This is a genomic window from Shewanella sp. SP2S2-6 (assembly GCF_031931965.1).
In the GTDB taxonomy this organism is placed as follows: Bacteria; Pseudomonadota; Gammaproteobacteria; order Enterobacterales; family Shewanellaceae; genus Shewanella; species Shewanella baltica.
The window spans coordinates 175,228-192,716 of the sequence record NZ_JAUOEQ010000001.1 but is presented as its reverse complement, the minus strand read 5'-3'; the positions used below and the strand labels follow the sequence as shown (position 1 = coordinate 192,716).

Sequence of the window (17,489 nt, the reverse complement as noted above, 5' to 3'; positions counted from 1 at the left end):
TTGCCGCCTTAGGCATTCTGGCCAAGGCGACACAGTATTTGTAATTAGCGTCTTTCTAAATGAGCAAGGTGATTAAGCTTCTTCAATACAGATGGCGATATCTTTGACTTCATAAATTCGCAGACCATCTTTACTCAAGTTGGCATCGCCCATAATGATGCGTTTGCCATTGTCGTCTGTCACGCTGGTAATGTGCACATCCAGCGACATCTGTTTGTTTAATGGGTTGATTTGGCCGCGATACTTCCATTTGATATCCGATAATATCTGGCCGAATTTTGGACTCTTAAAGCCCGCACCAAGGTCTTGGTCAATCGCATAGGTTTGCATCAGCTCGATAATGGCTTCAACCCCTAATGAGCCTGGCATTACCGGATCTTGATGGAAGTGGAATTGGAAGAACCAATCACTCGGGTCAATGGTGCGCTCGGCGTATAAATAGCCAAGGCCCGCTTTACCGCCGGCTTTCACTATGTCGGCCTTGTCGATAAAGTTAAGCTGACCGCCCGCTAAACGGTAATGCGGCTGACCTTCTGGCGCGTTAAAGCTGCGATGCTGTTTATCTAACAGATTGATTTGGCTATCGGCGGCTATGCCATTTTGCACATGCCAAGGCTGTGTGATCTTGCCGTTGTCTATGCCGAGTTGGTTTTTCAGCGCATCGCCCTTGAAGTAACCAAATACCGCTTTACCTTGGTAGAAAGGCTCGCCATCGCAGCTTAACTCGAAGCTGAAATTCTGGATGATGTTGCTGCCGGCAATCACAGTCGATAACAAACGTGAGTCGTTCACTATGGTTTTGCCGCGTAAATCCACGTGGCGCAGCAGCTTACCGCTGCCGTCTAAGTTACGGAAAAACAGCTCTTGGCCGGGGAAGCCCAAGGTGGTGCCCATATAGCCTGAAATAAAGCCATTTGGCTGCAGTGATATTTCCATCAGCACAGAATAGGGCATCACAGCATGATGGCTGTTTTTATCGTAATACCAAGCGTTTGCGGGCACTTCGTATTCGGCGATACATGAAGAGGGCTTTTTCAGCTCGCCGCGTTTGCCGTCAATCGCAATGACGCGGGTCGTGAGCTGTAAATCACCGCAAGGCGTGCGCGGTGGAATAAGGCCGCGATAGATGCTGAAATCAGGGCCGAAGCAGTTTTCGATATCGCCAGTGGCAAATTCGAACATGTGGTATGGCGTGAACGGCAGGGTATCGGGCACGCGGTTGGCGTACTTTGAATCCGCTGGCGCAATCGGCGCAGGTACATGCTTTAGCGGCACTACGCCTTTGTTGGTTGGCGCAGTTAAATCTGGCAGTTGCGCCATCAACGGCGCGGCGAACGATGCAGGTGTTTTTGAAACCAGCGTTGCAGCCGAAGCAGCATTTTTGGCAGCATTTTTAGTCGTATTATCAGCTGTGCTGGCATCATTATCCGCGAGGTAGCGGGTGCATTCGGCTTCTTCTTTGATCATCACCCCAAGGTTTTGGAAATCCACCACCACTTTGCCGTTAAGCAGAATATCGATATTCGCCTTAGCATACGGGCGCGGGCTCATACCGATTTCGGTGATTTCCATGCGATAGGTGAGCAGGCCAGATTGCGGCAAAACCTGACCGCGACAACGCACTTTTTGTGATGCGTTTTCGAGCGGTTGGAAACGACCATCTTTAACACTTAGGTGCATACCAATATGCAGCATAAAGAATTGCAGCAATTGACCACAGCCTTCGGCCATTAACGATCCCGCCATCACTTGGTCGCCCTTGAAATGACATGGGAAATACCAATGATCAACTTCGAGCTGCTTATGGCCTTGAACTGAACCTAAGCCCCACGCGCCGCCATGCACCTCAAGATGGCTGACCCGTTCAATCATCAGGAATTTTTCAGAGGCAAAACATAGTGAGGGCTGCAAACCGTGTTGGGCTTGGTGGGCTGCATGGGCGCCGCCAAAACAGCCGCCGATATCGGCGCCGAGCAGTTTATGGATTTGGCTGTAATCAAATTGGTTTTGCGCGCAGTTAAGCAGCGGCGTAAAGCGCGGCTTATTCGGATTGTTCAAGGCAAGGTTGCGGGCTTTGATTTCGGCTTCGGTGTGAATAACGCCCTTGCCGTCGGCGAGTTCCTTGTCGGTGAAGAAGCCAGCGCAGCCGCCATCCATTTTCAAAATCAGCTTGTCGCCCACGAAACATTCGTAGGAGAAGAAGAACAACAAGGTATCACCATTGCGGGCAAAGTTGTTGATGGAAATGTCGTAACGCAGGGTGTCGCCACCGCGCGGTAAGTCGCCAAGGAAGGTCAGGGTGCAATCGAGCAGGCGATAAACGCGCTCGCCCTTGTTTTCAAAATCGATACCTAAGTAGCTGATCAGCATCAAGTCGCATTGCCCCGATTCGACCGCCACGGCCCAAGGGATTTGGCCATCGACCAAATACGGTGCGTCCACAGGAATGTCGTATTCTGTGGTCATAGTGCAAGGCTGATATTGGTTCATCTGGGCGTTTAATTTTGTTACCCGAGATACCAGCAAATAGTCTGTGGTTGGCAGACGTACACGACGCGAGTAGCTGTCGATAATGGCGTAATCTGGGCCAAAGACTTTAGCAATATCACCTTCGGCGTACTCGACTAAATCCGCATAATCCCAAATGCAAGGCTTGCTTATCGGTGTTGGCGGCGTGTACTCAGGCACTTTTGCATGATTGGGAAAAAGTGCAGGATGTGGAAGAACCGCTGTCGTAGATGCCTGAACTATGGCTTGCTGCCCCACCGGCGCAACTTGGCCATTGACGGCTAACTCGCTGGCAAGCTGGGCTTTCATCAAGGCATCGGCCAGTTTCAGGCCTTCAGCACGGCTTTGTAAAAAGGCTAAATGGGCTTCACGGGCGAGTTGCTGATTGCTTAAAAATGCCGCGTCTTTTAGCTCTGCTTGAGTGGCGTTTTTATTGGTGCTTAGGGCATTCATTGGCATGCTGCTTAATGTCTCTTTTTGTTGAGCCGTGGTTGGGCAGCTTGTTGCAAAGCGACTCGTGTCTTTGCTCGCTATTTGGGCCAAATGTTTGCGCTGGCTGCGTGCTGGCAATGCCGTCATGGCTCGGGCTTTTTGTTGTATAGCATCAAGGCCGGCGAGCGGCGTATCCAGGATATGCTGATAGATATCGCTGCCACCGAGCGTCACTTGTTTTATTAAGTGTTTTTGCTCTGAAAGCGTTAAGTCTTGTTCAAGCCTTTGCCGCAAACTGTGCGCTTGCGTGGCACTTTGGCTGAGCAGTAACTGCGAGCATTTACCTTGGCTAAAAGTAGCAACGAGTGCGTGCTGCACTTGATTAGCTTGTTGCTGTACTTGGTTTTTTAATTGCCCATGATTTTTAAATTGTCCGTGATTTTTAAGCTGAAGCAGCGCGCTCAAAATACTCGCCATTCCCGCAGCAGCAAAGTTGTGGCCTAGGGTATCAGCGGCTTGGCTGCGCTCACTTACACTCGGCAGCAGGGTATTGAGTACCAGCTCTGAATCGGCAAGTTGCTCAACCGCAATACTGGTTTCAATCAAGCTAATCTGGCTGCTATTCACCTTGGCTTGGGTTAATAAGTCATCACAAATGCGCGCTGTGTTGCTATTACCTTGTATGTCACAAATCGCGCCAAATACTTGGCCGCTGATGTGACCATAACTGTCGCCATAGCTACTATTGGTATTAGCATTGTCAGCGGCATTACTTGGCTGGGCTGCACTTGATTGCGCTGTTGTGAGCACTAACGCGCCAGCACCTTCACCGACTTTCCAGCCTGCGTCAGTGGCAGTAAATGCCACTGGCGATACGGCGTTTTTAAGGATCACTTGCTCTAAACTGCCACTTAAATCGACGGCGGCGATTACTACAGCATCTAAGGACTCTTGGGACAACAGATTTTCGGCCACATCGATACAGCGGGCGACCGATTGCTCCGCCGCCGAAATGGTAAAGGCAGGGCCGTTAAAGTCCCAAAGGGATGCGATACGTGACGCCATGATGTTGCCAATAAAACTGGTGTATTGGTTCAGTTTGGCGGCATCGAGCACACTGTCCATGGCGATTTTTTCAAGGGCGAGATACTCGGCTTGCGTGAGTGTTATCCCTTGTTTTTTAAGACTGTCTGCCAGTTGGGTGTGTAGATTTACGCGGCCACGGAACTGGTGTAATTCGAGTTCAGTTTCCATCGCCACTAATACGGCCACCTTGCCACCGGGTTTTAGATTGGCATCACGGATCGCTTCATCGGCCACTTTGATCAGCAGCAGTTGCTGGGAGATCAGGCGGTCGTCTTCATTGGGCGGCACTTTAAAGCGCAGGAAGTCAAAATCGAACTGGTCGATATAGGCGCCTTGCGGGACAGAGGGCAAGCCAAAGTTAGCTAAGATCTCAGGATGTTTATCTAAGCCTTTCCAACGTTTAGCGGGCAGCGGGATAAAGGCATGTTGCCGAGCATGAATCGTGTTATCCAGTGCATTTATGGAGGATAAAGGCCCGAAGTGTGATGCTAAGCCAATGATATTTAATGGCGTATGCTGGTAACTTACTGTGGCTGCGGGTTGTTCATTCTTTTTGTTTGTATTGGCAGCATAGGATTCCAGCAATAAATGCGCGTTACAGCCGCCAAAACCAAACACAGAAACACCCGCGTGGCGGCGGTCATTGCCGGCTTTATCGGGCCAAGCATGCAGTTCTGTCGGTAGATTTTTAGCGCTAAATAAGCCCTTAGGCGAGGATATCGGCGCTGATAAGTTAATACTTGGCGGCAGTCGACCCGAGCGCATGGCAAAAATCATCTTCATGATCCCCGGCATGCCTGCGGCTGTGAGTAAATGGCCTAAGTTGGATTTTGCCGAACCGATCAGCGGCACTGCAGAGCCTGCGAGTTTGTCCTCAAAAAAGCGTTCCATCGAAGCGAGTTCGACCTTATCCCCAAGCGGCGTGCCTGTGGCATGGCATTCAATCACTTCGATATTGGCGGGCAGTGTGTTTGCCGCACTATAGGCGCGCTCGAAGGCTTGCACTTGGCCCTTGCTGTTGGGGCTTAATACAAACTGGCCTTTACCGTCGTTCGACAAACCAATGCCGCTGACGACGGCATAGATGTTGTCGCCATCGCGCTCGGCATCTTCTAAGCGTTTTAAGACTAAAACCCCTGCGCCTTCTCCGGCGAATAAGCCTTTGCTGTTGCTATCAAAGGGCGCCGAAATACCGTGATCTGGATAGGCGTGAAAAATCGAGAATCCCATGTTGATAAAGAAGGGATCAGCGCCCGATACTGCGCCCGCAAGCATCATATCGGCCTTGCCTGTGGTCAGGTAATCGCAGGCGAGTTTAAGTGCGTAAACCGAGCTAGCGCAGGCGGCGTCCAGACTTAACTGAGTACCACCTAAACCGAGTGCATCGCTGACCAGCTTTGAAGCTGTGTGGGCAACGGCGCCATTGGCGACGATTAATACTTGCTCGACGTTTAACGCTTCTCCAGCGTGAGCTTGGTTAAAATCAGTCAGTTGAAAAGCGCTTTGGTTAAGTTTGTTTTGCAGCGCCTTTTCAACGGTTTGATGATACAGAGGCAAAAATAATTCGTTGGATCGGGCGGTCGGGAACGACAAGGTTCCCATCACGATACCTGTGCGCGCCAGTACGGTATCGCTTGGGACAATCCCGGCGTCTTGAAGGGCTTTGCGACTGCAATCGAGTGCCCATAAAAAGCTTTCATCTAACCCGTCAAAGGCGGACTCAGGCAGTTGATAGCCCCTAGCATCAAACTCAAAGTGTTGAATGTAGCCACCTTTATCGCAGTAAAAGCGGTCAGATTGACCTTGCACACCTTGGTAATCGGCGGGATTAGCATTGAGCTTTTCGCGGCTAATTTGGCTGCGTGAGTCTTTTTTATCCAGCAGATTTTGCCAGAAGGTGTGTGGATTGTCGGCGTCGGGATACTGAGTCGCGAGACCGACGATCGCGATTTTTGACGCACTTTTTGATGCGCGGTTTGACGCAATGGTAGGCACGGTAGTTTTATCAATAGTAGGGGAATGCTGAGAACTCACTGGGGTTCTCCTTCTGGTGATACTGCTGATGATAAAGGGGCTGCGTTAGCACTTAATGGCTGAATGAGCGGCGTGAGCGAAAGCGGCACTCTGTGGCTTATCAGCTGAGCTAAACACTTGAGTAAGCTGGTGATCGCGTCGGCACCCTTGGCATTGCAGGCAATGGCGACTGTAGTTGCGTTCTCGGAGCTTTGGCCTGCATGGGCATGGCTGATTTTATCTATAAGTGTGCTGGTTTGCCTATCGGCGCCCACTTCGACAAACAGTCTTGCACCTTGCTCAGTGGCATTTTGAATGAGCGCACTAAAGTCGAGTGGCGAACAAAATGTATCGGCAATCGCGCGGCCAATGCTGTGGCTATCCACGGTTACTGGCGCAGTTTGCGCAGCACTGATAAAGCGAATAGACGAGCCATGTGCTGCCGCTTCCAGCGCCTTAGGTTTCAGTGCCTCAGGTTTCACTGCTTGAGTATAGAAATCTTGTACTTGCCCATGGACTAACATGGCTGGCGCGGTATGCATTGCCGTGACGCGATTGGCGGCAATCCCACGCTTACCTAACTTTGCAAGTAGGGCTTTACAGCTTGTTTCGCAGCCGGCAATAACGCAAGTATCACCTTGAATGATGGCTAAATAAGCGCGAGGAAACTCTGGCAGTAATGCTTTGATTTCGTTGCTATCGGCGCGCACCACAAAGCTGTTCCACACTATGGATTCATTATCCTTAAGCTGCCATGCTCGGCGTACTGCGGTTAGCTCGCCAGAAATGGCATGGTTGAAAATATCGCTATTTTCAGTAGCGTTGATCATAGCATGGGGCGTTTGCCACACATCAAGGCTGGCCCACATGGCCGCTTCGCCCATAGAGTAACCGAGCGCCATTTTAGGCTTAATATTAAAGACTTGGGTCAACAGTTTAGTGAATAGGTAGCTGGCGCCCACGCCACTAATCGCTTGCTGACTTAAGCTCATGCCCGCTGCGGTTTTTACATCTGCCGCATAAATCTGCGGTGATTGCAGCATGGCGCTTAAGTCGCCTTCACGTTCTAGCTGGTGATATAGCGCGGGGAAATACTCATGCAAGTTATTGAACATATTGGCATAAACTGTGCCAACACCGGGATATACAAAGGTCAGCCCCGCATCCCCTAGCGGCTTAGCGGTAAAGCAGCTACCCGCTGGCGTCTTAAAGTGTTGACCGTGATGACGCACTGCATCATTTTCAAGCGCCGTAAGCATGGCCTTAGCTTCAAGTTTGAGATCATCAATCGATGCTGCCATTAAGGCTAATGCCAGAGGTGCGTTGGCATCATAGCGTTCAAACCAGAATGCGAGTTGATGTAATGCAAATGACGTGTCTGGTGCGCCAATGTCTAGTGAACTAAGCAACTGAAACAGTTTTGCTTTTAGCTCATTAATACTGTCACTACTTATCGGCACAAACAGCCGGTTTTCATCAACAAGGGCTTTGGGCGTGACAAGCTGTGTGCCTTGGGTCAGCACTAGGCTCTGGCAAATATCTTGGCCTGCATCCAGCAAGTTATCTGCTGGGGTTGATCTTGTTGCCGCTAGATTTTTTGCTACAAGATTTAGACACAACACCCGCGCTTGATGTTGGTCGCTAAACCAATAGCCAGTTTGATGATTGGTGTCGTTTGTCTGCTTTATACCAGTAGTGCCTTTAAGCGGCGCTTGTGTTCGCGCGGCGAGGGCGGTTACGCCTTGGCGCAGCGCAACAAGTGCCTCGTTGAGAGTGTTGGCGACAGTCTGATGTTGAACGGTTTGAGCTGGGCTGCGCTTTGCCGCCACTAACGCCGCATTTGCAACAGCCGCTGCATTAGCAACACCTGCATTTACAACACCAGTAGTTTCATTACCAGCGGCAAAGCCAGCAATAAACGCGTGGGCGTGAAGACGCAGTTTGGCGGCGCGTAAACCATCGAGCAAATACAGAGACTGAGTCAAAGGCTGCGGCTGATTGCCATCATTGAATTTAAGTTCAACCAGCTTGCCTTGCTCAATGGCCGCCACCGCTTGGCTCAATAATGCAGTAAGCGAGCTTTGTTCAGGCACTCTAGGTTCATGAGATGTCGGCTCATGCATTCTTGGCTCATGTGCTGGCGAGAGGTCGGCATCTAAAGCGCAAATCTGAACGCTTTCACGTTCCGTAAAACTCCCTAATACTTGGGCTGAGTGAGAGTCAAGGTTGAGCGCATCGCCAAGCAACACTGCAATACGCAGTGGCTTGGCGTTATTTGTCGTTGCTAAAGGAGAGGCTAAATTCACTCGACTTTTGCCTCCACGCTTTCAATGGCTTTATTCGCAGAGGTTTGATTAGTCGCAACTTTATTCGCAACTTTATTGGCTAAGAATGCACCATTTAGGTTTTTGCTGATCGTGACTTTGGCGTTGTTCATCTCGCAGCTTAAACGACCATCTTGATGATACAGTGCAATATTGGCTTCAAGGGCACGGCCAGAGTGTTTTACCACCTCGAGCACTAGATAGCCTTTATCGCCAAAGGCAAACGGCGCATGGGAAATAAACTCACCAATGCTTGATGGCAAACTCGCCGCGCCATATTTGAGTCTCGCCCACACCAGCATCGCCTGCAGCAACAAATCTTCCGCAAAGGCTTGTGAGCCTTTAGGCGTGAGATTAGGCACAAAATCCCCGCAGTCTGCTAACGCAACATGGGGTAGGCTCACCTTGGCGACTAAGCTTTCATCGTCAAACTTTAGCACTGACTCAATACCTTGCAGTCTTGGGCCGTGGAACAGCGTGCCATCGCTGTAAAGGCTGCCCGCGGTTGTGATGACAGAAAGCCCCACTAAACTTTGCGCGTCAAAAGCAGTTGCTTTGTTCAAGCTGCTAACCGTGTCATCAACCACTAAAATAGCTTGATATTGCGGACGCCCTTCAAAGCTGATTAAGGCATTGAATGCTTGTGCATTATCCAAGGGCGTTAGCTCAAGTTCCAGCATGATGGGGGCTGCACTTTCTAACGCGCCATTTTCTAACATCACAGCGTCGAAAATAATGCCCTTCAGCAGCTTGTAGCTTTGCACTTTGACAGGCTGCTTAAGCACGTCAAAGGCGGCTTCACGCATCCACTGAATCGCGCACACTGTTGGCAATACGGGATTACCGTTAATGCAATGATCTTCAATAAAGATCATTGCCTTAGGGTCCAGTGTGCGCTGCAGTGTTAGCGGTTGCGTTAAAGCGATTGCAGCAAGTGTTGATGCCAAAGCATGCGGATCCGACGCGTCAGTGGTCAGATCCGCTTTAGGCTTTTTTAGATTGCTACCTTGAGTTGCTTGCTCGTCACTTGGAACTGTGCCTTGCATATCAGTACCGACCAGCAATTGTGCGCCTGTGTTACTTAGTAATTGGCTGGCAAATAACTCAGCACCCGCCTTTAACGGGATCACATACACACCGCGATCGATAAACATCTTTTTCAGCGCAGGGTTCACCATACCGCCGTCCCACGGACCCCAATCGAAGCTCATCACTTTGGCATTTGGCAGTTGCTGCGCCAGTTGCAGTGCGGCTTTGTTGAGTATGTCGTTGGACATAGCGTAATCGCTTTGGCCGGTATTGCCGTAAAAACCCGCCGCCGAAGAGAACAGGGCAATCAGTTTTACTTTATCTAAATCCAGTGCGGCAAGGAGATTGCTTATACCTGTGACCTTAGTGCCATAAACCCGTGCCAACTCAGCTAAGGTTTTGTCTTGGATGTGTTTATCGGCGAGTACGCCCGCACCATGGATGATGCCGGTAATAGGTGATAACTCGGTGATCGGCACTATCGTGCTGGCGATCGCGTCTGGATTGTTAACATCGAGACTTAAGTACTCGGCGCTCGCGCCCACATCGGTAAAGGCTTGCAGTGCTGATGCAATTTCTTGGCTACTTTGAACTGGCCATACTAAGGCATCCACTTGTTTTGGCGTGGGTTTCTCGCCCAAGCTTTGAATGTGGGCAATGGCAGCGGCTTTAAGTTCGCTGTTATTTTTACCTTGTGCCCAAGCGGGAATGGTTTGTTGGCTGCTTCTGCCGGCAAGGATAAAGTGCGCCTTGCTGCGTTTGGCTAAACTTAGCGCACATTCAAAGGTCACGCCTTTTGCGCCGCCAGTCACCAGAATTTTATCAGCACTGGTCAAGTAAGCTGCGCTGTGGCGGGTATCTGCCTTGCCTGCAACTAAGGTCACGCGTGCCAGTGTTTCTGTTGCGCCAGCTTCACTCACACCGACTTCTAATAGCTTATCGGTTGCGAATAACTCAGCGATGACCGCATTAGCCAGTTGCTTGGCATCAAGTGCTGGCGCGATATCTAAGGCGCGGCAATGCACGTTCGGCCACTCGTGGCTCAAGGTTTTAGTCAGACCTGCCAATGCCGCTTGGTTTAACTCGCTGCGGGCAATTTGGCTGTGGTTAAGATAACCAAAACCACCGTCGATACGACTGACGCTGATAAAGCTGCTGCCAGTATTGGCCGTTGCTGCTGTTGTTAAAAGCGGTTGTAAGTGCTTGGCGAACAAGAACGCTTGCTCGACCGACGCTTTGGCGGCACTGGACAACACTAAACCTTTCGCATCGGCTGAGGTTTTATGTTGTGGTTGCAGATGAATAAAGCCTGCAACTGTACCTAAGCTTTTGATCTCATTAATTACTGCGCTGATACTGGCATCGTCAATCGCCGCCAATGTGAAGCTGGCAATGTGGCTATTGAGCGATGATGCACTGGCTATAAGGCTTTCTGGCGAGCGCACAACCGCAACCGTTAGACCTTGAGCATGCAATTTTTCGGCAAGTACGCCAGCATTGTGACCATCATCGCTAATGATAATGCAGGCATCTTTAGCGAAAGTTCGTGTCACAGCTTGTTGCGCTGATTGCTTTGACGATTGCTGTGGCGATAATTGCGCTAGCTCAGCCGCCGCTGGCAACTTTTTTAGCACTACCTCACTATGGGGTGGTAAATCATGGGGCAAATCGATAGTCGGTTCAACTGCGACAGCGACGTTTACCACATTTGCCGCAGTATTCTGGCCTAGCTTACCTTGCATATAGCTAACGATTTCACCTAAGGTGCGACACTCGGCCAGATCTTCAGGATTCAGCTCAGGTAAGCCTGGTAGCTCGTCTTGTACTGTGCCTAAGATTTCAACGCGCTTGATCGAATCAATACCTAAATCGGCTTCCATATCCATGCTCAGTTCCAGCATTTCAGTGGGGTAGCCTGTCTTGTCGGCCACCACAGACATCATGGTTTGTTGGACAAGTGCAGCGCTTAAACCGCTGGCGGCAGGTACGGCTGTTACAACTTGAGTGACTACATTTGCTGTTGAAATCGACGTAGCAATAACAGATCCCGCAGCGGGCAGCTTGCTATTCATATAGCTTACGATTTCACCCAAGGTGCGACATTCAGCCAAATCTTCTGGGTTGAGTTCAGGTAAGCCCGGCAGTTCGTCTTGCACTGTGCCTAAGATTTCAACGCGCTTGATAGAGTCGATACCTAAATCGGCTTCCATATCCATGCTAAGTTCCAGCATTTCAGTAGGGTAGCCTGTCTTGTCGGCCACCACAGTCATCATAGTTTGTTGAACTAATGCAGCGCTTAAACCGCTTGCGGCAGGAGCGGCAATGGTTTGAGCAACTGGCGCTGCTGTCGAAGCAATAGTTCCCGCTGCAGGTAATTTGCTATTCATATAGCTAACGATTTCACTCAAGGTGCGACACTCGGCCAAATCTTCTGGGCTGAGCTCAGGTAAACCCGGCAGCTCGTCTTGCACTGTGCCTAAGATTTCAACGCGCTTGATGGAGTCGATACCTAGATCGGCTTCCATATCCATGCCAAGTTCCAGCATTTCAGTCGGATAGCCCGTCTTGTCGGCCACCACAGCCATCATGGTTTGTTGTACTAACGCAGCGCTTAAACCGCTGGCGGCGGGCGCGGCAATGGTTTGAACAACTGGCGCTGCTGTCGAAGTAATAACCCCTGCTGCAGGTAATTTGCTATTCATATAGCTAACTATTTCACCCAAGGTACGACACTCGGCCAAATCTTCTGGGCTGAGTTCAGGTAAGCCTAGTAGCTCGTCTTGCACTGTGCCTAGGATTTCAACGCGCTTGATCGAATCGATACCAAGATCGGCTTCCATATCCATGCCAAGTTCCAGCATTTCAGTGGGGTAGCCTGTCTTGTCAGCCACCACAGTCATCATTGTTTGTTGCACTAACGCAGCGCTTAAACCGCTGGCGGCAGGCTCGGCTGTTGCCACTTGAGTTGCCACATTTGCAGCAGTAATAGGCGCTACGATAATTGAACCCACTGCTGGAAGCTTAGAGTTCATATAGTCAATGATTTCACCTAAGGTGCGGCACTCAGCCAGATCTTCGGGGCTAAGTTCAGGTAAGCCCGGCAGTTCGTCTTGCACTGTGCCTAAGATTTCAACGCGCTTGATAGAGTCGATACCTAAATCGGCTTCCATATCCATGCCAAGTTCTAGCATTTCAGTGGGATAGCCTGTTTTGTCGGCCACCACAGCCATCATAGTTTGCTGTACTTTTTCTGCACTTAAACCGTTCATTGTTGTTGCCACAGGTGTCACTTCTGGCATCACCACAGCAGGCATGACTAATGCGGGTGCGGCAGGCGCTGCTGGCGCAACTTGTACTGTCACCTCAGGCGCATAAGCAACGGGAGCAGTTTGCACAACAGGTGTGCTAAACGCTGGTCTTGTCGCAACAGCCTGAGCCGCGACTGGTGCGGCATTGTGTGCCACTGTCGATGCAGCAACAGGTGCAGGAGCAACAGGTACAGTTGCTCGTGGCTGACTTGCAACCGCAGGGGGGAAGTGAATCGGCGCATTGTTTAACATAGCCAAGGCCGCTTGGCTGCTACTGCTTTGTAGCTGCATAAATTTGGCGTGGCTTTGCAGGGTTTGCGCTTGATGCTGGTGGAACATTTCCATTGAGCGTTGCAGGCTTTCTGGGATTGCAATGCCAAGGCTCGTCATCTTGGCTTGTTCTGTCATCAGTGTCGTGAAGGTATCGCCATATTGCTGCGGGATGGCTAAAAACTGTTGATGTAACTGCGCCGCTTGAGATTGTGCGCTGAAAAATGCCGTTAACGCATCGCCGCTGACGCTTGGGTTCAATTGCGCCGTCGCTTGTTGCTGGTGATTGCTTAAGCCTTGCGTAACGCTTGAGGATGTTTGTTTCATTTCAACAGTTGCCACTTGATTCGCTTCCACTTCTATTATTTTCTCAACCACTTTTTCGACTATGACTTCTTTCTCAACGATTTTTTCGACTTCTTTTTCGACAACCGTTTCAACGATGCGATCCACATATTGCACTTGGCTAGTCACGCTGCCTGTGGCGAGAGATTTCGCCATCTTAGCTTGAGTTGCGGCACTGATGTGGTTAGTGGCGGTGAGTTTGATGTTCATCGCCGATGGCGCTTCACGCTCGGCAATCTCCTGTGACGTGACGGCTTGATAGGGGTCAACCTCAGTTAATGCCACACCGGCTACTGCGAGTTGCACTGCGGCTAAGCGTAATTGACTGTCACTGTCGCCCTTAGGGTTCGGGTTCATGCTGACAAGGCAAAGCTCATTTAAGTGTTCACTTAAGGTATTTTCAACGAGCTTTTGTAGTATGTTCTTAGGGCCAAACTCAACAAACACACGGGCGCCAGCATCATACATGGCCTGCAGTTGTTCGCTAAAACGAACCGATTGCAGCATGTGTTGTTTAAATTCTGCTTTAATCGCTTTGCCATCGCTTGGGTGCAATTGACCCGTGCCGTTGGCATAAAGTGCGATTGCAGGCGCGCTGAATTTAGCTTTATCAATGGCCTTGGCAAATGGCTTTTGTGCGTGTCCAACCAAGGGGGTATGGAACGCGCCAGAGACAGGCAGGGCGATTGCTTTAAAGCCCAGTTCGCTAATGGCTTTCGCGGCCAGCTGAGTTTGCTCTGTGCCACCTGCGATGACTAATTGCGTCGGCGCGTTGTAGTTGGCAATTTTAACGCCATCAAACTGAGCTAAACAGCAATTAAGCGCATCGATATCACTCTTTTGTTTGAGGATGATGGCGAACATCTTGCCTAAATCGACTTGAGCGCCAGTATCATTTGGCGTTTGCGCCATTGCGTGTCCACGGGCGAAGGCCAGTTCGACGTAATCAACACTCGAAATCACGCCTGCCGCGCACAGGGCTGACAGTTCACCAAAGCTGTGACCTGCCACCATATCGGGGGTAAAACCCGCTTGAGTTAATAGCGAATATTGCGCCATTGAAACCGCGCCAATGGCGCTTTGGGCGAACAGGGTATTGGTCAGCGCCGCTTCTTGGGCTTTAACCGCATCGGCATCGAATGCCGGAATAGGATAAAGGATGTTGGATAACGGCGTTTGGCCGTGGTGAGCAAATACTTTATCGCTGGCCATCACTTGTTGGCGCATTTCAGGGAAATGGCAGGCGAGTTCGCGGCCCATGTTCAGGTACTGTGAACCTTGACCGGCAAACAGAGCGGCCACTTTCTTTGATTCATCTTTAGCGAGCAAGGCATGGGAGCGGTAGCTGATCCCAGAAGGTAACTGCCACGCCTCGCTGGCACTGGTATCTAGGTGCCCGCTTTCTAAATGCGCACTGCTTTCTAGATGAGAGATGGCTTGATTCAACTGAGCTTGCAGCTGAGCGATATCCTTAGCCACAAAACCTAAACGGGCATCTGTGTCTGCCAGCGCGCGCAGCGGATATTGCTGAGCGATAGCGTTCAGGCTCACAGCGCTGCTCTTATTGGCGTTCGTATTCACGCTTTGGCTCAGCGCAGCTTTTAACTCGCTAAGCAGCGCAGCTTTATTGGCGGCGGCAAATAATAGCGTTTGCGGCACACTGCGCTGACGGTACTGCTCATCACGGCTGTGCTCGGGTTTGTATTCTTCTAATACGAGGTGGAAGTTGGTGCCGCCAAAACCAAAGGAGCTTATGCCAGCACGGCGCGGCGTACCGTCAGTGCGTTGCAGCCAAGGGCGCGTTTCGGTATTTAAATAGAATGGTGAGCTTTCGATATTCAGTTTTGGATTAGGCTGGCTGACGTTAATGGTCGCAGGTAATACCTTGTGGTGCAGCGCCAGCGCGGCTTTGATCACCCCGGCAGTACCTGCGGTGGACTTAGTGTGGCCCACTTGGGATTTTACTGAACCTAACGCGATATGTTGATTTGTGTCGTTGCCTTGGGCAAATACTGATTTTAAGCCGTTGAATTCAGCCACATCACCTGCGGCAGTACCCGTGCCATGGGCTTCAACTAAGCCAATGCTGTGCGGGGCAAAACCTGCATCGTCGTAAGCGCGTTCGAGAGCTTTGGCTTGGCCCTCAGGGCGCGGTGCATAAATACTCTTAAACTTACCGTCCGATGAGGCGCCAACGCCTTTGATGACGGCATAAATTCGGTCGCCATCGCGCTCCGCATCTTCAAGGCGCTTAAGCGCGACCATGCCGATCCCTTCGCCGATCATCATGCCTTTTGAATCGATATCAAAGGGTTGAATGGTTTCGTTAGTGGTGAAGGCTGGCGTTTTTGAGAAGCTCATGTACATGGACGGCGAGTTATCGGTACAGACACCGCCAGTGATCATCATGTCGCTGCGACCTTCGGTCAGTTCAGTTAGCGCCATACGCATAGCGGCAAGCGAGCCCGCGCAGGCAGCATCGACCACACAGTTCATGCCGCCAAAATCAAAACGGTTGGCGATACGGCCTGCAATCACGTTGCCTAAGGACCCAGGGAAAGAGTTCTCTTCCCAGTGGATATATTGGTCTTGGAACTTTTTGATCAGCATTTCGCTGTCTTCATCGCTCAGGCCGCTGCTTTTGAATACTTTTTTAAGCACTGGATATTGCAGGCGCGAGTTCAAGCTCTGACTGATTTTTTGACCACCACCCACGCCTAGGGTGATGCCGATACGATCACGATCATAATCGGTGGGCAGATTGGCGTCGGCAAGCACTTCTTTGGCGACAATCAGCGACAGCAGTTGCGAGGTATCTGTCAGCTCAAGAATATTGGGTGGCAGACCAAATTCCATTGGATTAAAGTCGACTTCTGGTAAAAAACCACCGCGTTTACAGTAGCTTTTATCGGCTTTGCTTTTGTCGGCATCGTAGTAATCTTCGGCGCGCCAATGGGTGTCTGGGATGTCAGTAATGGCATCGATTTTTTCGCTGATCAAATCCCAAAATTTATTTAAATAACGCGAGTTAGCGAAGATGCTTGCCATGCCGACGATGGCAACAGGCATATCTTTCAAACGTTTGTTGAGTCGTTTATCTTTTTTTGACTCAGTCGCAGAATTAGGTACAGAAGGGGTATGGCTCATAAAGAGTCTCCACGGGTCGACCTGGATACGGTGACCTTGTTTTGGGATCCAGCCGCGTTTGTCTTTGGCGTGCCATGGGCACCGGGAAAACGGGCTAAGAAGGTGTGATAGTTGCGAACGAGCAACTTTCGTAAATGAAACGGCCCATGTCTGAGGACATAGGCGATATATCTATTGGTCGCTTGGGTATTACTGTCTTGATAAATATCGAGGTAAATCCAATCACTTGCTGTGTCTACGCCTAATAGTACTGAGCTTGGAGCTTGCTCAGTGAGCTGCGGCGGTATGGTGAGAGACACCACTTGCACCACAGTATTGCCGTCGGTACTCGGCAATGCGAGCGCCTTAGCCAAGGTTTCTGGATTGACCGTATAGGTTTGGATATCGCTGCCTTGCGTCACAGGCAATTGATTAAAATAGCGTTCGGGGACTTGCGGTGCTTCAAATTCATCGAGCCGCGATATGCCATAGCGCTTTAAGCAACGGGCAAGACCGGAGCGCGACACATTGGGATTAATAAAGGTTTGGGTGACGTTGAGCAATCTATCTAAGGTGAGTTTGAGTTGATAGCGTAATCCCACCACCACATATTCTTCCATCGGCGTGAGCGTGGTATTGAGGTGATGGGGAGTGTTCGAACTGTTACTAATGGACTCACGCTTCCGCCATTTGCGGACTGTTGCCTCAGTAATATTTAAAATTTTTGCCAGATGGCTGACGCTCAGATCCGATTGCTGGATAAAGAGTCGCATTTCAGGCGTGGTGGTGGCGTTGCGATGCCGAGGTGTGCTGTCTTTTTTCGCCGCTTGAGTCGTGCTCTTGGGGGCGTAAGACGGCGCTTTAGATTGAGAGTCGCGAGCTGCCATTAATAATAATTATCATCCGACATAATCTATTGGGACTGAGAAGCCATTTTGGCTGAGTCAGCTGTGGCACTCTTGAAGAACATAGTGACACTCATCGTAAAACCTGTGCTTATCATCTGTGTCACTTAATGGGGATGCAGATTACCTGAGGTTTCGGGTCG

At 50.4% G+C, this 17,489-nt stretch carries 4 protein-coding genes; all 4 read right to left on the bottom strand.

The window, feature by feature from the left end; genetic code table 11:
• Positions 1–72: 72 nt before the first annotated feature.
• Genes Q4Q57_RS00785 through Q4Q57_RS00770 form a run of 4 tightly spaced genes read right to left on the bottom strand, consistent with a single transcriptional unit; the run spans position 73 to position 17,328 of the window.
• On the bottom strand, positions 73–6,060 hold the full coding sequence (locus Q4Q57_RS00785) for a beta-ketoacyl synthase N-terminal-like domain-containing protein (protein ID WP_311889273.1): 5,988 nt from the start codon (positions 6,058–6,060) through the stop codon (positions 73–75).
• Positions 6,057–8,345 (bottom strand): PfaB family protein, encoded by a 2,289-nt coding sequence (locus Q4Q57_RS00780; protein ID WP_311889272.1) that lies wholly within the window; start codon positions 8,343–8,345, stop codon positions 6,057–6,059. Before Q4Q57_RS00780 ends, Q4Q57_RS00785 begins: the two co-directional genes overlap by 4 nt.
• Positions 8,342–16,462: a polyketide synthase gene (locus tag Q4Q57_RS00775; protein WP_311889271.1), complete on the bottom strand. Its 8,121-nt coding sequence runs from the start codon at positions 16,460–16,462 to the stop codon at positions 8,342–8,344. Before Q4Q57_RS00775 ends, Q4Q57_RS00780 begins: the two co-directional genes overlap by 4 nt.
• Positions 16,459–17,328, bottom strand: a complete 870-nt coding sequence (locus tag Q4Q57_RS00770; RefSeq protein ID WP_311889270.1) for a transcriptional regulator — start codon at positions 17,326–17,328, stop codon at positions 16,459–16,461. Before Q4Q57_RS00770 ends, Q4Q57_RS00775 begins: the two co-directional genes overlap by 4 nt.
• Positions 17,329–17,489 lie beyond the last annotated feature (161 nt).